The sequence below is a fragment of the Halomonas garicola genome, from assembly GCF_055382465.1.
Map to the genome: position 1 here is coordinate 12635 of NZ_AP043930.1, position 16838 is coordinate 29472.

At 59.3% G+C, this 16838-nt stretch carries 22 protein-coding genes and 2 pseudogenes; 13 read left to right on the plus strand and 11 right to left on the minus strand.

The features are described from left to right. Window positions 1-60 precede the first annotated feature (60 nt). Window positions 61-288 (minus strand): annotated as a pseudogene (locus ACZ46Y_RS00065) (CreA family protein); the annotation flags it as partial. Window positions 289-791: 503 nt separating this feature from the next. Between ACZ46Y_RS00065 and ACZ46Y_RS00070 the strand changes: the two are divergent. From ACZ46Y_RS00070 to ACZ46Y_RS00080, 3 genes are all read left to right on the plus strand, one after another. Next, window positions 792-1691 (plus strand): DNA-binding protein, encoded by a 900-nt coding sequence (locus ACZ46Y_RS00070; RefSeq protein WP_311946636.1) that lies wholly within the window; start codon window positions 792-794, stop codon window positions 1689-1691. Between the two features lie 305 nt (window positions 1692-1996). After that, complete coding sequence (locus ACZ46Y_RS00075) at window positions 1997-2308, plus strand: hypothetical protein (protein ID WP_311946635.1); 312 nt, start codon at window positions 1997-1999, stop codon at window positions 2306-2308. 640 nt (window positions 2309-2948) lie between these two features. Next, window positions 2949-3734, plus strand: coding sequence for a replication initiation protein (locus tag ACZ46Y_RS00080; protein ID WP_311946634.1), 786 nt, complete (start codon window positions 2949-2951; stop codon window positions 3732-3734). Between the two features lie 93 nt (window positions 3735-3827). On the opposite strand, the gene ACZ46Y_RS00085 is transcribed toward ACZ46Y_RS00080, so the two are convergent. Both ACZ46Y_RS00085 and ACZ46Y_RS00090 read right to left on the minus strand, forming a co-directional pair. Next, complete coding sequence (locus ACZ46Y_RS00085; RefSeq protein ID WP_311946633.1) at window positions 3828-4226, minus strand: hypothetical protein; 399 nt, start codon at window positions 4224-4226, stop codon at window positions 3828-3830. Continuing rightward, window positions 4223-4480 (minus strand): type II toxin-antitoxin system RelB/DinJ family antitoxin, encoded by a 258-nt coding sequence (locus tag ACZ46Y_RS00090; protein WP_311946632.1) that lies wholly within the window; start codon window positions 4478-4480, stop codon window positions 4223-4225. Before ACZ46Y_RS00090 ends, ACZ46Y_RS00085 begins: the two co-directional genes overlap by 4 nt. A gap of 727 nt (window positions 4481-5207) precedes the next feature. On the opposite strand from ACZ46Y_RS00090, the gene ACZ46Y_RS00095 reads away from it, so the two are divergent. The 3 genes from ACZ46Y_RS00095 (at window position 5208) to ACZ46Y_RS00105 (ending at window position 7244) form a co-directional block, all read left to right on the plus strand. Continuing rightward, window positions 5208-5471: a hypothetical protein gene (locus ACZ46Y_RS00095; protein ID WP_311946631.1), complete on the plus strand. Its 264-nt coding sequence runs from the start codon at window positions 5208-5210 to the stop codon at window positions 5469-5471. Beyond that, complete coding sequence (locus ACZ46Y_RS00100) at window positions 5471-6379, plus strand: hypothetical protein (RefSeq protein WP_311946630.1); 909 nt, start codon at window positions 5471-5473, stop codon at window positions 6377-6379. The genes ACZ46Y_RS00095 and ACZ46Y_RS00100 overlap by 1 nt, the downstream gene beginning before the upstream one ends. Window positions 6380-6644: 265 nt before the next feature. Beyond that, the gene (locus ACZ46Y_RS00105) at window positions 6645-7244 is read left to right on the plus strand and encodes a hypothetical protein (RefSeq protein ID WP_311946629.1); all 600 of its coding nucleotides are present in this window, start codon (window positions 6645-6647) and stop codon (window positions 7242-7244) included. A 4-nt stretch (window positions 7245-7248) separates the two neighbouring features. On the opposite strand, the gene ACZ46Y_RS00110 is transcribed toward ACZ46Y_RS00105, so the two are convergent. Next, complete coding sequence (locus ACZ46Y_RS00110) at window positions 7249-7494, minus strand: DUF2442 domain-containing protein (protein ID WP_464380027.1); 246 nt, start codon at window positions 7492-7494, stop codon at window positions 7249-7251. A 149-nt stretch (window positions 7495-7643) separates the two neighbouring features. On the opposite strand from ACZ46Y_RS00110, the pseudogene ACZ46Y_RS00115 reads away from it, so the two are divergent. From ACZ46Y_RS00115 to ACZ46Y_RS00135, 5 genes and pseudogenes are all read left to right on the plus strand, one after another. Continuing rightward, a pseudogene (locus ACZ46Y_RS00115) lies at window positions 7644-8397 on the plus strand (IS5 family transposase). Window positions 8398-8469: 72 nt separating this feature from the next. Next, window positions 8470-8772: a helix-turn-helix domain-containing protein gene (locus ACZ46Y_RS00120; protein ID WP_311946834.1), complete on the plus strand. Its 303-nt coding sequence runs from the start codon at window positions 8470-8472 to the stop codon at window positions 8770-8772. 38 nt (window positions 8773-8810) lie between these two features. Beyond that, window positions 8811-9104 (plus strand): hypothetical protein, encoded by a 294-nt coding sequence (locus tag ACZ46Y_RS00125; protein ID WP_311946829.1) that lies wholly within the window; start codon window positions 8811-8813, stop codon window positions 9102-9104. A 49-nt stretch (window positions 9105-9153) separates the two neighbouring features. After that, window positions 9154-9306, plus strand: a complete 153-nt coding sequence (locus tag ACZ46Y_RS00130) for a hypothetical protein (protein WP_311946827.1) — start codon at window positions 9154-9156, stop codon at window positions 9304-9306. A gap of 196 nt (window positions 9307-9502) precedes the next feature. Beyond that, window positions 9503-10129, plus strand: a complete 627-nt coding sequence (locus tag ACZ46Y_RS00135; RefSeq protein ID WP_311957649.1) for a hypothetical protein — start codon at window positions 9503-9505, stop codon at window positions 10127-10129. A gap of 563 nt (window positions 10130-10692) precedes the next feature. Here ACZ46Y_RS00135 and ACZ46Y_RS00140 read toward each other — a convergent pair. From ACZ46Y_RS00140 to relB, 3 genes are all read right to left on the minus strand, one after another. Beyond that, window positions 10693-11691, minus strand: a complete 999-nt coding sequence (locus tag ACZ46Y_RS00140) for a replication initiator protein A (RefSeq protein WP_311946823.1) — start codon at window positions 11689-11691, stop codon at window positions 10693-10695. Window positions 11692-12033: 342 nt separating this feature from the next. Continuing rightward, the gene (locus ACZ46Y_RS00145; RefSeq protein ID WP_311946821.1) at window positions 12034-12300 is read right to left on the minus strand and encodes a type II toxin-antitoxin system RelE family toxin; all 267 of its coding nucleotides are present in this window, start codon (window positions 12298-12300) and stop codon (window positions 12034-12036) included. Beyond that, on the minus strand, window positions 12284-12508 hold the full coding sequence (gene relB / locus ACZ46Y_RS00150) for a type II toxin-antitoxin system RelB family antitoxin (RefSeq protein ID WP_311946819.1): 225 nt from the start codon (window positions 12506-12508) through the stop codon (window positions 12284-12286). Before relB ends, ACZ46Y_RS00145 begins: the two co-directional genes overlap by 17 nt. A 153-nt stretch (window positions 12509-12661) precedes the next feature. On the opposite strand from relB, the gene parA reads away from it, so the two are divergent. Beyond that, window positions 12662-13291, plus strand: a complete 630-nt coding sequence (gene parA / locus ACZ46Y_RS00155; RefSeq protein ID WP_311946817.1) for a ParA family partition ATPase — start codon at window positions 12662-12664, stop codon at window positions 13289-13291. Further along, window positions 13288-13530 (plus strand): hypothetical protein, encoded by a 243-nt coding sequence (locus ACZ46Y_RS00160; RefSeq protein WP_311946815.1) that lies wholly within the window; start codon window positions 13288-13290, stop codon window positions 13528-13530. Before parA ends, ACZ46Y_RS00160 begins: the two co-directional genes overlap by 4 nt. Before the next feature lie 78 nt (window positions 13531-13608). Here the strand turns inward: ACZ46Y_RS00160 and ACZ46Y_RS00165 are convergent, their stop codons facing one another. The 4 genes from ACZ46Y_RS00165 to ACZ46Y_RS00180 form a co-directional block, all read right to left on the minus strand. Beyond that, window positions 13609-14127 (minus strand): hypothetical protein, encoded by a 519-nt coding sequence (locus tag ACZ46Y_RS00165; protein ID WP_460541405.1) that lies wholly within the window; start codon window positions 14125-14127, stop codon window positions 13609-13611. A gap of 123 nt (window positions 14128-14250) precedes the next feature. Continuing rightward, window positions 14251-14817, minus strand: coding sequence for a recombinase family protein (locus ACZ46Y_RS00170; protein WP_311946811.1), 567 nt, complete (start codon window positions 14815-14817; stop codon window positions 14251-14253). Between the two features lie 155 nt (window positions 14818-14972). After that, entirely contained in the window at window positions 14973-15239 is a 267-nt protein-coding gene (locus ACZ46Y_RS00175; protein WP_311946808.1) for a hypothetical protein, read from the minus strand. Window positions 15240-15713: 474 nt separating this feature from the next. Continuing rightward, on the minus strand, window positions 15714-16301 hold the full coding sequence (locus tag ACZ46Y_RS00180; RefSeq protein ID WP_311946679.1) for a recombinase family protein: 588 nt from the start codon (window positions 16299-16301) through the stop codon (window positions 15714-15716). Window positions 16302-16838: the final 537 nt, after the last annotated feature.

Here is a 16838-nt window from a genome sequence, read left to right on the forward strand (position 1 = left end):
TGGACGAAACCAAAGGGGCGCGACAAATATCGCGCCCCTTTGGTTTGGCGGATATCCATTTTACTCTTCAATGGATGCCTGCCAGGCCTGGGTATTCCACAGTGGCACGCTGCTCAGGGCATGCTTGAAGCTGCCACTGGTCTCCTTGGTGCTGTAGATCAGATACAGCAGTGTCTGGTTGTCGGCATCGAAGATGCGGCGCACCTTCAGGCTCTTGAACAGCACACTCTTGGAGCGACGGTAGAGCAGTTCACCGCTCGCCGAAGCGTCGATATCGGCCAGCATGGCGTCACTTGAACGCACGCTCGTCATTCACTTATCCATGCAGCGAAACAGCAGGGAACCGGGCATCCCCAGAGGCAGTGCCGAGGAAGGCCAACTCACAAGAGGTACGCCGCTATAAAAACGCGACTCACGGATAAAAACGGCGAAGTCCGCGAACTGACCGACGCTGACGTAAAGCGTATGCGCCCCATGTCGGATGTCCTGCCTACCAGTCTGCAACGTGCCATCGGCCAGCGTGGCAAGCAGCGTACGCCAACGAAGCTAAAGCAATATATCCGCGAACATGGCCACGGCTGACAATCTCCGCCTGATGGGAAGAAGAAGCCGTTTCGACACATAGGTGACTCAACGCCTCGATACTACCCCGCCACGGCGGGGTTTTTTTGTGCCTGACAGGCAGAAATACGCGCGAGCAATTGTATCGGCATCGTATTATGTATTGTATTTTGTATCATATAAAATATAATATGGAATACAAAATACGATACAGCGCGAGGTAATACGATATGGCACGCCCCGGGATCACCTACGAACAGGTACAAAACGCCGCCGACACCCTGGTCGGGCGTGGCGACAAGCCCACCATTCAGGCCGTCAGGACGGAAATCGGCAGCGGCAGTCCCAACACGATTCACCGCCACTTGACCGCGTGGCGGGCCGCCCAGGCCCCAACAAAACGCGAAGCCGCCAAGCTCCCCGACGAACTGGCCGCCGCCCTGGCCGACGAGATCGAGCGGCAGGCCAGCGCCGCCCGTGCCGCCGCCGAGGCCGCCACGCTTGAGGCGCAGCAGAGCGCCGATGAGCTGGCCGAAACCGGCGAAGCCCTGGAGCAACAGGCCGAGGAATTAAGCGTTCAGGTTGAAGAGCTGGAGAACGAACGGAATCGCGTGACCGGTGAGCGTGACGAGGCCCGCAGCGCCCTGGCCGAGTTCCGCGAGCGTGTGCGCGAACTGGAAACCCAGCGCGACGATGCCCGGCAGCAGCTGGCCGAAGCCCGCAACCGCATCACGACACTGACCGAACAACGGGACGAAGCACGAACCGCCCACAGCCACGCCGAACAAACAGCAGCAGACGCGGAAAGCGCCCGCATTGCGGCAGAGCGCACCCAGGCCGTCGCCGAGGCCAGGCTCGAAGCCGCCCAGGAGCAGGCCCGTGAACGCGCCGAGGCCCTGAAAACCGAGCAGGCCGCCCGGCAGCAGGACGCCGAGCAATACCGCGCCGAACTGGCTGAACAGCGCAATGAGTGCCGAGAACGGGTCAATGCCGCCGAACGGCGGGCCGAGAACGCCCAACAAGTGGCTCAGCACGCCGAAAACGCGCGGGGAAAGGCAGAGGCCCAGGTAGAAGCGCTAACGGCGCGCGTGCAGGCGCTGGAAGCCGAGCAGGGCAAGCAGGCGGACTGATCGCGGGGGGATGGGGGCGCAGCCCCCATGCTGAACGGCAATGCACTACGTCTGCGGATCCACGAGACCTCGACGCCCACCACCCAAACCGGCCCAGCCTCCATGCCTCATTGCCAAACCGGGATTGGGTTTCAAGCGTGCTACGCTGATGCGACACATTGAGACACCCGAGATGCGACACCATGCGACTGACGCCCAGCGCCGCCGCCAGGCTCTACGGTATTCACCGGGCCACGCTATACCGGCACATGGCGTCGGGCCGTGTGTCATGGGTACTCGAGCCAAACGGCAGCCGAGCCCTAGAGATGTCCGAACTGATCCGCTGCTACGGCGAACCATCTGGTCATGCGACACCTGATGCGACATCTGCGGCAGGCACCACCAGCAACGATGCGACACCCGCGACAGAGCGCCTATTGGCCGAGCTCGTCGAGCTGACCCGGCACCAAGGGGAAGAACTGCGACGACTGCGTGAGGAGGTTGCGAGCCTGAAACGGCTACCGGCCCCGGACACCACACCGGCGTCACCGCCTAGCCCCCAGCAAGCAGAACAATCAACACCGATTCGGGGCTTTGACGACCTGCTAAAGCGCTTCGAGCAGCGGAGCACTCATTGAGAGCGGGCTCAACTATAGGGACATCCTTCCGCTTCGCTCCAGGATCGGGGGAAAACCTGATGGACACCTGATGGACGGACAAGCCGCCCACGAGGTGACCACAGGTTTCCCCCCCTTGCCCGCCATAGTCACCCGCCAAGAGGCAAGAGAAATGTTATTTATTAGTTTAGGTATCGGCGCAATAGCGCCGATGAAGGGGCGCTTGCGCCCCGGTAACGGCAATGCACGAAACCTGCCGACCCACGGCAGCTAGACGCCCACCACTGAAATCAGCCCAGGCACAACCGCCATTCTGCCAAACACGGGGTTTACCCCCGCCCGTCGTCCAACGTGCGCGGCGTAGCCGCCCACCTAGGGCGCGCAGCCGCTAAAGCGGCTCGAAAGCGCCCTATGCCGCGCCTCTGGCGCGTCATCATCAGGCGGCCACTTGTGGCCGGGCGAGGGGCGCTTGCGCCCCGAAGGGTAGGCGAGCGCGGGTCGCGCTCTTTTCTGTACCTTTTCCCTTTTCCCTTTTAGGGCGTCATAAGCTATTGATTATAAAGGTATAATAGGGTTAAAAGGGGACGGATTGATGGTTAAAAGGGGACGGATTGATGGTATTAAGGGACTTATTAAAAAAAGTCCCTTAATGGTGTCTCTCTTGAATAAACCACTGGTCTACAAAAGCAATGCACTGGTTGAGGCGTCCTACCGTCTAAGCGTCTACGAGCAGCGGATTCTGCTGGGCTGTATCTCGCAGGTGCGCCGCGATGAGCCGTTGACAGACCAACAGCTCTACACGGTTAGCGCCCAGAAGATCGCTGACATGACGGGCACTAGCCTTGGCACCGCCTACCAGAACCTCAAAGCTGCTTCAGAACGGCTATACCGTCGGGAAGTGACCCTTCATGAAGCGCCAAACGGGAACGGTCGAGCCAAGGTTAGGCTGACCCGCTGGGTGCAGACGATTGAATACCGGGAAAGCGAGGGCGCGGTAGCTCTGCGCTTCGGTACCGACATGGTGCCCTATCTGTCGCAGCTTTCGGCGCAGTTCACGCGCTACGCGCTGGCGGACGTGGCTCACATGGACAGCGCCCATGCCATCCGGCTCTATGAGCTGCTGTGCCAGTGGCGCGACGCCGGCCAGCGCGAGGTATCCATCGAGTGGCTGCGCGATGCCTTCCAGCTTGACGGAAAATACCCGGCCATCAAGGACTTCAAACGCCGGGTGCTTGAACCTGCCGTTGAGCAGATCAACGAGCACTCGCCCCTGTGGTGCAAGTGGGATCAGCGCAAGACCGGGCGGCGCGTCTCTCATTTGGTGTTCACCTTCGGCGAGAAGCAGTCAGAGAAGCCGCAGAAGCGCCGCAAGGGCAAAACCCAAGAAACCCCACCGGGAACGCCAAAAAGGGCGCAGGCGCGATCTACGGCATTCCTATGGCTGTAATCAAGTCGCATGCAAAGCCTGGAGAGAGTGAAGAAAACGCCGCGCTCCGGCTGCTTGATGAAGCCAGGGCGAAAGCATGACTGCTAGCAGAGCTTAGTACAGAGCGCCCACCCCACGACGCGGATCGAGGAGTATTTCCAGGCGCTGCCGCACCCGCTTGAGCGGATCAGCCTCGAGCTCACGCCCGAGCCGAGCGAGCACCACACAGAGATTATTCAGCAGCTCGATATCGGTGCGATCTTCCAACCCCAGCTGCCGACAGCGCAACTGATCCGGAATCGTGGTGAGCATTCCTGCGACAGCCAGGCAAGTCATTCGCGCATCATCCAGCGTCGCGCGGGTCTGGCAATCTAGCTGCCGCGCCTCGCTCACAAAATCATCCAGCGGCGCAACGAGATAGCGCTCTGCAATATCCGGGGAAATCGCCATCGTTTGCCAACGACACCCCTTCGGCAACTCACGCTCGCTTCCTGGAAAACGGCTGATAGTCATGTATCCGTATCCTTGAACAGCTCATCCACGTTATCAAAACGCTTGCCCAAGCCCGCTTCCAGCTCTTCCAGCGCTTTAGCCGTAGCAGCATTCGGCACCCGTACCGTAAACGGCAAACGTTGCTCTTCAGCGATTCGCAGCATCAGCAAGCGAATCGCGTCGGACACGGACAGCCCCATGGCTTCCAGGGCAGCGGTAGCGCGCTCTTTGGTTTCGCTATCGATGCGAGCGCGAATCACGGTATCAGTCCCCATGGTGCCTCCTGCCTCTATGGCGTATATGTAGCTACAATGTAGCCAAACTATATTCGCTTGTCACCCCCTCTGTCGCGCATTCGGGCAACGCTGTCGCAGCCCCTGTCGCACTGCGACAGGCTTCGTCTCGCCTGGCTCGACGAGCGTCCCTGGCCGGGACGCGGTGCGCCCAGGGCGCACCGTGACGCGTTGCGTCACCCCGCGCCGGGCGGCACGGCGGCGGTGCTGCGCCCCGCTCGGGCCGTGTGCGCGATCCTCGCGCGGCCCGCTGGGTTACGCGCCTGACGTCGCGCCAACCCAGCGAGCCGCGCTGCTTCATTGCTCATAGCGCACACTGTGGCACGCATATGGTGCAGGTTGTGGCAGTTATGCGCCTTTGCTAACGTTGCCAGTGCAACACCGCTGGCTGCTGTCGGTCATCAGTAGCAACCCCTTTGTGCCAATTGAGGCACTGCCAAAGCCCGCAGCGCATCCCGTGAGCGGGCACCGCCAAAGCGGTCGGATGCCACTTCAACGCCACCGGCCACACGCCGGCTTTGCCAAAACCCGCAACGCATCCCGTAAGCGGGCACCGCTAAAAAAGCGGTCGGATGCCACCTCAAACCATCGGATTGTTTACGCCGATTCGGGTGCCACAGGTCACACCCACCAAAACAGACCGAGTCACTCACCGGAGTGGCGAGCGTGATGTTTTCACGCCTGGTTCTTACAGCCGAGGTGACTCTGTATGTCGTTCGATCCCCACGCCGAGTTGGCCCAGCTGCGCCACGCTCAGGCCATCCGTCGCCGTCGCCCGTATTGGCGGGGCCGTTCCCAGCTCGATTCCCATACCGCCGAATTGCTGGCCTTGCACGATGCCGGGGCCACACCTGCCGACCTGCAGCGCTGGTTAGCCACGCCGCCACGTCGTCTGCGCGTCGCACACAGCACGGTGGCACGCTGGCTGCGTCGCACGCTCACGCAACGCCAGGCCGACCGGGAGCCGCGATAATGGCCCGGGTCTGGTTCGCCAAGGGGGCCACCCAGGCACGCAAAATCATGCAGGGGCTGCAGGGACGCGGCAACGCGGTAGAGAGCGTGCGAACCGCCCGCCACTACGAGCAATCCCTGGCCCGCGTCGCCGACTGGCAGAAGGCCGAACACAAGGCGGGCCGCGAGGGTGGCGACCTACGAACGCTCACGGTGGAGCAGGCCGAACGGTTCCTCGCAGAACGTAGCGAATCCGTGCGGCAAAGCCAGCTGAACATGGACCGGCAGGCGATCGAGTGCATGATGCGCCACTCAACCGGCCTCCTCGCCGCTGACGAACGGCTGTCGATCGTTCGCAGCGAACTCGACGACGCGCTGGGCAGCCGCGCGTACACGGCCGATCAAGTGCACATCGTGGCCGAGCGGCAACAGGAACCGAACGCCCTGGCCACCCACATCGCCCACGCGGCCGGCCTGCGCGCGCACGAGCTGTACACGTTACGCCCGGCCCACGAGCGACCCGCCGACGACCGCCCGGCGCGTGACGACAAGTTCAGCGTCCGCGACGGCGAGTGCTACACCGTCATCGGCAAAGGCGGGCTCTGCAGGGAAGTGCTGCTACCTCGCGGGCTGGCTGACCGACTGGAAAATACGCGGCTGGCCGAACCGGAGCGGATCAACGACCGCGGCGTATTCTACCAACGCGCCTATGCTATTCCCGGCGGCAACCGCTGGTCGGCGTCCTTCACTCGGGCGAGTCAACGGGGGCTCGGCTGGTCGAACGGCGCTCATGGCGTGCGGCACAGCTATGCTCAGGAGCGTATGGGCGAGTTACAGCGCAACGGTCTCGCGTACCGCGACGCGCTGGAAACCGTCTCTCAGGAGATGGGACATTTCCGGCCCGCCATCACCGAGGTCTATCTGCGATAGACTGGCCATAACACCCGGATACGGAGGTGAGCATGAGCACTGAATGGCTACTCGGCGGCATGTTTCTAGTATGCGTTGGCCTGCTGATCTTTGCCGGCACCGTCAGCTATCGCGAACATCGCCGCCGGTCGCGGCGATAGTTGACGGCTTTTTCCCTTATCCCCCCGATCCTCACGTGCCACAGCTGTTCAATTTGAGTACTCTGATGCCGCTTTGATTAGCAAATTAAAAAGTCTCAAGGATTGAACACCATACGAGGATCATCATGCCGTACCACGTCACTCGCCCTGTGGCCCTGTCCGCTGCCCTGTTGGCTCTCCTGGCGGGCTGCTCCAGCCAGGATGACGCCAGCGTCAGCAACTTCCAGAACGTCCTCCAAACCTACTATGACAACAAGGCCGAGCCGGTCACGTGCATCGCCGGCTCGATCGACGAGTTTCCCTATACCACCAACAAGTCCGGCATCTCCTGGGGACTCGGCAACAAGGAAGAGCAACTGGAAGCCCTGACAGCCGCTGGCCTGGTCGAACAGTCCGATACCGATACCTACCAGCTGACCGAAACGGGACAGTCCGCTTTCCAACCGGACGACGGATTCTGCTTTGGCAAGATGATCGTAGCCGAGGTCACCAACTTCACCGAACCCAGCGAACGCGGCGGCTTCACGATTTCCCAGGCCAATTACACGGTCGAGGTCGAAGGGCGTCCCGACTGGTCGCGCAACGATACCCTGGTCGACACCTTCGGTCTGTCAGAATCCGGGCTCAAAACAACAGGGCTCCTATCGCGCGACGACACTCCCGAACAAAAGAAAATGATCCTGGTGAAGACAAATAACGGCTGGGTCACCGAGCGGGAAATGTAAGCCGTCACACAACGGGGTTGCGGCGTCGAGTCCTGTCGCCGCGCCCGGCGAGCAAGCCTTCCACGGAGATGTCTTCGTCAAGGGCATCCCAGTGGATGCCATGCGCACTGAGCTCGTAGTCAGCGAGCTGCTCCGCCGTCGCGTTGAGCAAGCGGGGAAACCAGGTCAGCGGAACCGACAACATTCGGCCATCCTCCAGCGTCACGCCCACGACCTCTGATCGCTCGCCCGTGCCCTGTTCACGGACCAAGGTAAGAGCTGACGTGTCGTCATCGCCTGCCGGCGATTCCCAAGCTCTGACAGCCTAAATACGACATCCCCTCCGCCTTTCAGCTAGGGTGTGTTAACAATCATTAGTTTCGTTTAAACTGATTTAGTATTCATAGATTTTGGTGGGCCATGAGTCGGTTGAAGTTACGCGATGATCAGTGGGAGCGAATCGAGCACCTGCTCCCCGGCAAAGCCTCAGACTGTGGGGTAACTGCCAAGGACAATCGCCTGTTCGTGGAAGCCGTGCTCTGGATCGCTCGGACCGGCGCCCCCGTGGCGTGATCTTCCCGAATCTTTTGGGCGCTGGCACACCGTCTACATGCGGTATAACCGTTGGTCACGAAAGGGCGTTTGGCAGCGTATTTTTGACACAGTAGCCGACGATCCCGATCTAGAGCAGCTGATGATCGACGGTAGCATCGTCAGGGTGCACCAGCATGGAGCGTCAAAAAAAACACGCAAGACGTCGAAGCCATGGGCAAATCTCGAGGCGGATTGAGCACCAAAATTCATGCCGCAGTCGATGCGTTAGGTAACCCAGTACGATTGGTTCTCACACCGGGCCAGGCGTCGGAGTATGGTGCTGCTCCCGCTCTACTGGAAGGTTTTTTCCCCGCAAGCGGTGCTGGGCGACAAGGGGTATGACTCCACTGCTCTGCGGGACATGATTCAGGCCGCAGGTGCCGAGCCGGTGATTCCTCCGAAAAAGAATCGTTTGGCGCGCATTGAAGTAGACTGGCACTGTTACCAAGATCGCAATCTGGTGGAGAGGTTCTTTCAGAAAATCAAGAAGTTCCGGCGGTTATCTACACGCTATGAGCGACTGGCAAGAAACTACCAGTCACTCCTCTGCCTCGTGTCAGCCGCCATATGGCTGGCCTAATTGTTAACGCCCCTAGCAATAGGTCATAGCCTATATAAAATACTTCGCTCGGCTGACACCCAGGAGCTCCCCATGGCACGCACGCTGGACGATTTGCTCGCCAACGAGAAACCCGAGGTCGTGGCGGCGGCCCAGGCCAAGGCCGATGAGATGCGCCTCGAGCTGCGGCTCGCCGAGCTGCGGCAGCTGGTCGACATGACCCAGGCGCAGATGGCCGAGGCAATGGGCGTCAAGCAACCGACCGTTGCCGGGCTGGAGAAGGCCGGGCAGGACCTCCGCCTGAGTTCCCTCAAGCGCTATGTCGAGGCGATCGGCGGTCGTGTTCGCCTGGATATCGAGCTCCCCGACGGTAGTCATCACGACTTCCCGGTCTGAGGTGAGACACCACGCAAGAAAATGCTAGAGACATCGATATGACAGCCTCTCCCGCTGCCGTCCTTCTCCCCCTGGGTATCCTGTTCACCGCCCTGCTGCTGTTCGCCGGAGGGTTCGCCTGGGCGCGCCGCCGCGACAAGCGGGAACAGGCCCGACAGATCCTCGACAAAATCGAGCCGTGGGCGGGATCGAGGCGTGCCGCCAAAGCGTGGTACCAGAGTCACCCGATTGCCGCCCTTGGCAACTGGACGGCCGCGGCTCTCGTGGCCCATGGTCGAGGCGAGGACGTGCTGCGGTTCCTCGATCACATCGAGGCAGGCGGTTTCGCCTGACCCAAGCCAACGCCTATCCTCTCCCAGAGGGCAACCAGGAGGACGCCCCATGACCGCCTTCAGCTGGATGATCGTGGCCTTCGCCGTGTTCATGGCCGGCGTGTGTCTGTTCGCCTACGTGCAGATCGAACGCAACGCCCACCAGACCCGCCAGCGGCGCCTGGCTCGCGGAGAGGACACCCCGGGCCAGCCGACGCCCTGACGCCGACCTCCCCTCCCCATCAGGCGAGCTCGCCGACCCGCAAACCCCGCTACGGCGGGGTTTTTCGTGCCTGGACACCCCCAGCACGCCCCGCTGCCGGGATATTTCGTAGCATATCCGTATTTTGTATTGTATTTTGTACCGTATAACATATAATATGAAATACACTATACGATACAGCCGAAAGGGATACGATATGGCACGCACCGGGATCACCTACGAGCTGGCCGCCACCGGCGAGCAGCTGGAGGAGCAGGTCGAGGAGCTGAGTGGCCGTGTGGAGGCCCTGGAGAGCGAGCGCGATCGTGTCACCGGCGAGCGCGACGAGGCGCGCAGCGCCCTGGCCGAGTTCCGCGAGCGGGTGCGGGAGCTGGAGGCCCAGCGCGACGACGCCCGGCAGCAGCTGGCCGAGGCCCGCAACCGGGTGACCACCCTCGAGGAACAGCGTGACGAGGAGCGAGAGGCGCGTATCGCGGCACAACGCGAGGCCAAGCAGACCGATCAGGCGCGTATCGAGGCCGAACGCGCCCTGGCCGTCGCCGAGACCCGCACCGAGGCCGCCCAACAGCAGGCCGAGGAGCGTGCCAAGACGCTCCAGGAGGAGCGCCAGGCCCTGGCCGAACAGCGCGACGAGTACCGGGAACGCCTGGCCGCCCTGGAAAAGCAGCTCCAGGACGCCCAGAAACGTGCTCAGGAGGCCGAAAAGGGTCGGACCAAGGCCGAGGTACAGGGTGAGGCCATAGCGGCCCGCATGGAGGCTCTGGAGAGCCGCAAGGAGAAACATCGGGAGGAGGATCAAGGCCAGCTGCCGCTGGGGGAGTGACTCAGGCCCTGGATCGCCATCGGGGCCAGCGTCAGCGATAGACCCTGCGGCGATGGGCGATCCGTACCACAGATCTTAGCTTTAGTCGTCGAGCGTGGATTGACCTCCTTTCTGCTAAACCTAGGCGCGTAGCGCCTTTGTTCCCGCACGAAGTGGGGGTACGGCCCACCGATGCTTATCACTTTAGCGGCCAGGCTGCGCCGTTCAGGGCGCGCAGCCGCGAAGCGGATCGAAAGCGCCCGTAAGCCGCGCCTTTGGCGCGCCATCGTTCAGGCCCGCGAAGCGGGGGCGGAGCGAGGTACGAGCGGAGGGTAGGTGAGCGCGGAGCGCGTTAAAGGTTTTTAAGGTTTTGGTTAAAACCGCGCGCGCGTTACGGTTCTGGGAACCCAGTAACCATGCGGCTTTGCAGGGTGGTCGCATCCCTAAAGGCACGATATGCGCATCCCTAAAGGCACGTGCCAATCCACAGGCGTGGCATCCCTAAAGGCACGTGCCTATCCACAGCGAGCATCCCTAAAGGCACGTGCCAATCCACAGGCGTGGCATCCCTAAAGGCACGTGCCCTATCGCCCCTCTCCCAGCAGGTCCTTCAGCTGTGCTTGATCCCCCTTCGACCTTCGTGCATAGAACGTGACCACGTCACTCTCAGCATTAAAGCTCACACGATAATCGGGCAAGGCATTCTCCTCCGCCAACTCCCTTACGGCGGCACGGAATTTAAAACGCTTATCTTGGCTACCACTTTTCAAATGCAATTTAGAAAGATTTACACTCCATTTTGTCTGTGCGCCACAGTGCTTACGAGCCAGCTCATAGATACGACGATCAAGCGGTTTCCTAAGGCGAAAATAATCACGGCTTAAGGTTAGCACGTGCTTAGATTCAACCGACCTATAGAGCCATTCTGGAAGGGTTACCTCAACCGCAACCATTCGATTATCAGAATCACGCTCAATGACACTCCAAGAATCTATTAGCCCGAAACCTCGTCGCTCACGCTTTCCTTTAGTCTCAATATTGGTCTCAATCCTTGTACCACTTAAACGAGCTAATGCATCTCCCATGCGCTGATATGCTCGCCCACTAGTGTCACGGTTCGTGGACACTAAGAAATCATATGCAGTAAAGCGCACTACCCGACTAATAGATTCTTTCCCCCGATTAATCGATTCCATGAGCTGACTGATGCAATAAATCCACACATCCTTGTCATGAATCGTCGCACAACCATCATGTCCAGGCTTCACTACAACAGTTATATCGCCATGTTGGTAGTACCTAACCTTATGATTTCCAGCACGTAAAGCGAACAGGGGGTGCTCCATGCTCGCGGTGTCATCTTTCGGGCTGGCGTCCAGGATGTCAGCAATGAAGAAGTCACGCTGCGCGTGACGTTCAGGGGCTAGGGCAGAACGACTGCATGTAATGCCCTTCTCTTTCTCTTGGGATTGAGAGGTGACGCCTTGAACACCCTGGGAGGAAAACAGACGTGCATAAGCCTGCTCATAGGTTTCTCCCGGCTTGGCATGCTGCTCGATGAGCTCACGCTGAGACTGGTTCATGCTGCCTCCCCGCCCAAGCCCCAGGAGAGGGTGCACACTATCGGAAGTGGGGGTATACTGCTCATACAGATTTTCGCCTCCTAGGCGTTTCTGGCCCCCGGATCCTCGCCGCCTGCCACAGCATGGAGGGTCCGGGGGTTTGTCTGTCTAGGCTAGGGCAAGAAGCCAGGCCTCTCCCCCTCTCGGTTGCGTACAGATTACCGCATTGTGGCAGGCAGCCACATGAGCGTATGTCGTCCTCCATCGGGTTCGTCGGCGCTTCAGCACCAAAATATGGCCGACTTTGGGGGCCCATACCCTGTTTCATTGTTTCTGTAAAAACGTAAATACAGGTTCTCTACCTTACCGGTAGACCTTGCTGCGGTGTCCAATCCGCACCACCAGGACACGGACCTCCTGATCCTCGATGCTGGCAATGAGACGGTAGTTGCCTACCCGGTATCGCCACAGCTCGCCAAGCTGACCGGTCAGCGGCTTACCGAGCTGACGCGGGTCTTCCAGGGGCTGGATACGGCCACGCAGGTAGTCGCGGATGCGCTTGGCATCCGCATGACCGATCTTCTTGAGTTGCTTGACCGCTTCATCCGTGAGTTCAATCCGCCAGGCCAAGGTCACGCTCCACGTCGTCCAGACTGTAGGTCGTCATCTCACCCCGACGCACTTGCTCCAGAGTCTTCTCGGCCAGGTAGATGTCCTCGAGGTCGTCCAGGTGCTCCAGGATAGCCTCACGGGCATAGAAGCTCTTGGTACGGCCGGTCGCCTTGGCCAGGGCCTCAAGACGCTCCTCAATTTCGCTAGGTAGGCGTAACGCCAACATGCTCAAGCCCTCCAACAGGCAATTTGCTATATAAGTATAGCACATCGCACCCAAGCCAGTAGCACCGGACTGTGCGGGATGACCTCGCACGATTGACGTGTCACGTTTTTACGGCTTTACTGAAAAGCGTATTTAAAGCTTTAAGGAAAACTCGTGATCATCGGAGTGCTCAACCAGAAGGGTGGCGTCGGCAAGACGACGCTCGCCGTCAATATCGCCGCGGCGCTGGCACGCACAGGAAAGCGCGTGCTGCTGATCGATGCCGACCCGCAGGGCAGCGCCCTGGATTGGGCGGCAGCTCGAGAAGGCGACCCTCTGTTCGCTGTCGTCGGCCTACCCAAGCCCAGCATCCACAAGGAGCTTGCCCTGGTGGGCGAAGGCTATGACGTCGTGGTGATCGATGGCCCACCCCGCGTCACGGATCTCGCTCGCTCCGCCATCATGGCCAGCGACATCGTGTTGATCCCCGTGCAGCCGTCGCCCTACGACATCTGGGCCGCCGACGAGGTCGTGAAACTCATCCAGGAAGCGTCTGTATTTAAAGAAAACCTGAAATCTGTATTTGTAATTAACCGTAAAATTGCCAATACCGCCATCGGGCGCGATGTCCGCGAGGCCCTGGAGGCTTATGACCTTCCGACCCTCGAAGCCAGCATCGTGCAACGTGTGGCCTTCGCTGAGGCGGCCGCTGTCGGCAAGGCCATCTATGAGCAGGACCGGGATGGCGTGGCCTCACAAGAGATCGAGGCGGTGGTGAGTGAGCTACAGGAGCGTTTCGCATGAGCAGCAAGAAGGTCTCTATCAGGGGCAAGCCCTCCGCCAAGAAAGCCTCTGACGATACCGCCGTGGATGCCTGGGTTGGCTCCAGAGGCCAAGAGGCTCCCAAGGATCCGATGAAGCGACTGACCATCGACATCCCCGCCGAGCTGCATGCCAAGCTCAAGGCCGACTGTGCGATGCGCGGCCGCAAGATGGCCGATGAGGTCAGGGATCTGCTGATGGAGAAATACGGAAAATCGTAAATACATAAATAAAGAAAGAGGGGGGGGGGGGGGGGGGGGTTATGCAAGATAGCCAAACTGGCCGCGAAACATCACCGGTCAGTCCTTGCCGATGCGTTCTGCAAAGCGATCTGCGATGTCTGCAAAGGACCGTGGCGAGGTCACATCTCTTTCTTTGGATTCCTGCATAGGCGCCTCACTGGAGGCGACGGAAGGTTCTGATGCTGCTGACGGGCCGGAGCGAGAAGGGGTGTTGGAGCCACGCGACGGGGCGGGCAGACGACGCAACTGATGGACCTCTTCACGCAATGCTTTCAGCTCGTCACGTTGCTCTTTCACGACCTCTAGCAATGCATCGAAACGTGTCAGGAGGGCGACGTTATCGACTGCCTGGCCAGGTGTAGGGTGGGTGTCGGTTAAAGCTGTTGGGTTCTGTCGGACTCCCTCCGGTTGATGCGGTGGTTCACCATAGCGACGGATCATCTCCGACAGCTCAACCACTCGTTGCCCCTTGCCGTTAAACCCAGCAGTGACGCGGCCTCGCTCTACAGCCTCATAGAGCGTAGAGCGGTGCAATCCATAGAGCTTGGCCATGCGGCCAATCGTCAATTCAGGCATGTAGGGAGCTGATGGGTTTCGTCGTGTAGAAGGGTGTCGGGCCTATCTCAAGGGAGAATACCTAAGTCCTCACCAGCACCCTAGTACAGAACCAACTACTTCGGGGACTGGTGACAAGGTGGTTCACATTCTCGCTAGACCCTCTCGCTCCAGGGAGGCATTCAGCGTCACCCGGCTGACCCCGAAGTGCTTGGCCACCTCGGTCTTGGTAATCTCGGGATCGGCCAACATCGCCGCCGCCTTTCGCACGTCTGCGCCTGACATGGCCGGACGGCGTCCTCCCTTGCGACCGCGGGCTCTGGCCGCCGCCAGGCCGGCCAGGGTCCTCTCCCGTATCAGGCTATGCTCGAACTCCGCCAAGGCGCCGAAGATATGGAACACCAGCTTGCCGCCGGCATTGGTGGTGTCGATCGCCTCGGTCAGCGACCGGAAGCCCACACCGCGGTCATCCAGCTCGTGGATCAGCTCCACCAGATCCTTGAGCGAACGAGCCAACCGGTCGAGCTTCCACACCACCAGGGTGTCGCCGTCGCGTAGGGTGCGCAGGCAGGCCTGCAGCTCAGGACGCTCTCGCTTGGTACCGGTGATACGTTCCTCGAAGACTTGCTCGCAGCCGGCTTCTTGAAGCGCGTCACGCTGCAACTGGGGATTCTGGTCCTGTGTGCTGACCCGTGCGTAGCCGATGATCATGCGTCCTCCTCTCCATGGCGACCTATACGAAAACAAACCTTGGTTTTCTTTACATTGTGATGCCAGATTGGCAGCGAGGCTAGGGGATAGCGGCGTTATCCACGCCGCTTAATATTCAAACCCTATTTCTTACTTTAAAAATTAAAAATCATCAGTCAATAACTTTTAAGATACTTACTCCTTCTTGCATCACAGTAATCAACCAAGCCAGAATCCTCCCGATCAATTATAGCAATCAATCTATCTGAACTAGAGAAATCTTCTTCGATTGCGTATCCCATAAAGTGCTCGAAAAAAATCTCACACTTTTCGTCCATACTACTCGCAGAAAGAACTTCATCTGCTGCTTTCTGAGGTGTTGCTGCAGATGCAAAAACAGGAAAGCAAAAAAGGAAAGCTGATAAAATTCCACGCTTAGACATACCATAAACTCCTTTAATTTAAAGACCTAATAATTATCACTCTGGAGTTATGACCCACCTACCACCTTTATCTTCCATTTCATAGCTATATCTAAAACCATTGCAATATACTGTAAACCCCCTACCCATCAAAAACTGATTAACCTTATCTACTGTGTCACACTTATATCCAGCTGACTGTATCAGTGTTTTTGCGTTACGCTTAAGCTCTAAATCATTAGCAGAAACATAGCCTGAAATGGCAGAACACAAAACGAAAGAGGCTAAAAAAACTTCTTCATGAGAATAACTCCTTTATTTATCATCTTGAATCTCAAATTTTACATTAGAAAACCTTTTCTTATCTACATTGACCAGAGATCCATACGGAATTTTTCCTTGGCGGAGGGGGAAACGCCAAGAGGTCAACAAAGGACAACCAGGTAAGCTCCTCTTGGCCAGAGTGTCATTTTCAGAAGGCGACCGCACGGAGTGTCAGGAGTCGGTTGCACTGTGGTCTGAGGCATCGGACTGGCTGGCCTTCAAGGCGGCGTAGAGGGCCGTCTTGCTGACCTTGAGGCGTGCAGCAGCCTCGCGGACGTTCAGCCCATTGGCCAGGTGTTCCCTGGCCCGCTTCAGCTTGTCGTCGGTGACGACGGGCTTTCGTCCGCCTTTGCGCCCACGGGCGGCGGCAGCGGCCAACCCCGCCTTGGTGCGATCACGGATCAGGTCACGCTCGAACTGCCCCAGGGCGCCGAACACATGGAAGATCAGCCGCCCACCCGGCGTGGTGGTATCGATGGCTTCGGTCAGCGACCGGAAGCCGACACCACGCGCCTCCAGGGTGCTGACCACCTCGATCAGATGCGGCAACGAGCGACCCAGCCGATCCAGCCGCCATACGACCAGCACATCTCCGTCGCGTAGGAACTCCAGGGCGGCCGTCAGCCCCGGTCGCTCCGCCTTGGCCCCGGAGACGGTGTCATCGAAGATCCGCTCGCACCCTGCCTTGTGAAGTGCATCGGTCTGCAAGGCGGAGTCCTGCTCCGCCGTCGAGACCCGCGCATAGCCGATCAGTGCCATGGGCCGCCTTTTTGTCCGTTAATCTGTCCGGCTATCTTATTGTCCGACAACCCATCAAACAAGCCTATTCTCGGACAATGTCCGGCTTGGCCGCCTAATGATCGTTTTCCGGACAGAGCGGTTTCATCAGGCTCCTGATGGTCGAGTGGTAAAGCGATCCAAGATAAGCCTTCGTCGTTAGCACAACGAGGAGGTGACTGTTCAGCTTTCAGTGTCTGGGGCAGGGACGCCACCTGGAGGAAGCGACGGCAGCAATAGGGTAGGGCTCCGTAGGCGGCACCAGCTGTCCAGCTTTTGGTTAGAAGCCAGACAGTTTGACGTACCACCAAAGGCGCTGCCAATCACAAGTATGGCGGGCCAGCTTTTGGGAATGACTAGATTTTTGTGGTTTCTTTACGGAAAACCCGATGCCTGTCAAGCTTGTTGGAACCTGGAATCAGGCAGTTTCTAATCGCTGATCACGTTGAACCAGCGGGTCTTCCTGGTCCGGGTTCAGCCAGACCGTCCGGCGCGGTCTCCAGTTCCGAGTGGAACCGC

Coding starts and splice junctions, on each gene's coding strand:
- ACZ46Y_RS00070 (WP_311946636.1), top strand. CDS start 792: ATGGCACGCCCCGGGATCACCTACGAACAGGTACAAAACGCCGCCGAC.
- ACZ46Y_RS00075 (WP_311946635.1), top strand. CDS start 1,997: ATGTCCGAACTGATCCGCTGCTACGGCGAACCATCTGGTCATGCGACA.
- ACZ46Y_RS00085 (WP_311946633.1), bottom strand. CDS start 4,226: ATGACTATCAGCCGTTTTCCAGGAAGCGAGCGTGAGTTGCCGAAGGGG.
- ACZ46Y_RS00090 (WP_311946632.1), bottom strand. CDS start 4,480: ATGGGGACTGATACCGTGATTCGCGCTCGCATCGATAGCGAAACCAAA.
- ACZ46Y_RS00095 (WP_311946631.1), top strand. CDS start 5,208: ATGTCGTTCGATCCCCACGCCGAGTTGGCCCAGCTGCGCCACGCTCAG.
- ACZ46Y_RS00100 (WP_311946630.1), top strand. CDS start 5,471: ATGGCCCGGGTCTGGTTCGCCAAGGGGGCCACCCAGGCACGCAAAATC.
- ACZ46Y_RS00105 (WP_311946629.1), top strand. CDS start 6,645: ATGCCGTACCACGTCACTCGCCCTGTGGCCCTGTCCGCTGCCCTGTTG.
- ACZ46Y_RS00120 (WP_311946834.1), top strand. CDS start 8,470: ATGGCACGCACGCTGGACGATTTGCTCGCCAACGAGAAACCCGAGGTC.
- ACZ46Y_RS00125 (WP_311946829.1), top strand. CDS start 8,811: ATGACAGCCTCTCCCGCTGCCGTCCTTCTCCCCCTGGGTATCCTGTTC.
- ACZ46Y_RS00130 (WP_311946827.1), top strand. CDS start 9,154: ATGACCGCCTTCAGCTGGATGATCGTGGCCTTCGCCGTGTTCATGGCC.
- ACZ46Y_RS00135 (WP_311957649.1), top strand. CDS start 9,503: ATGGCACGCACCGGGATCACCTACGAGCTGGCCGCCACCGGCGAGCAG.
- ACZ46Y_RS00140 (WP_311946823.1), bottom strand. CDS start 11,691: ATGAACCAGTCTCAGCGTGAGCTCATCGAGCAGCATGCCAAGCCGGGA.
- relB (WP_311946819.1), bottom strand. CDS start 12,508: ATGTTGGCGTTACGCCTACCTAGCGAAATTGAGGAGCGTCTTGAGGCC.
- ACZ46Y_RS00160 (WP_311946815.1), top strand. CDS start 13,288: ATGAGCAGCAAGAAGGTCTCTATCAGGGGCAAGCCCTCCGCCAAGAAA.
- ACZ46Y_RS00165 (WP_460541405.1), bottom strand. CDS start 14,127: ATGCCTGAATTGACGATTGGCCGCATGGCCAAGCTCTATGGATTGCAC.
- ACZ46Y_RS00170 (WP_311946811.1), bottom strand. CDS start 14,817: ATGATCATCGGCTACGCACGGGTCAGCACACAGGACCAGAATCCCCAG.
- ACZ46Y_RS00175 (WP_311946808.1), bottom strand. CDS start 15,239: ATGTCTAAGCGTGGAATTTTATCAGCTTTCCTTTTTTGCTTTCCTGTT.
- ACZ46Y_RS00180 (WP_311946679.1), bottom strand. CDS start 16,301: ATGGCACTGATCGGCTATGCGCGGGTCTCGACGGCGGAGCAGGACTCC.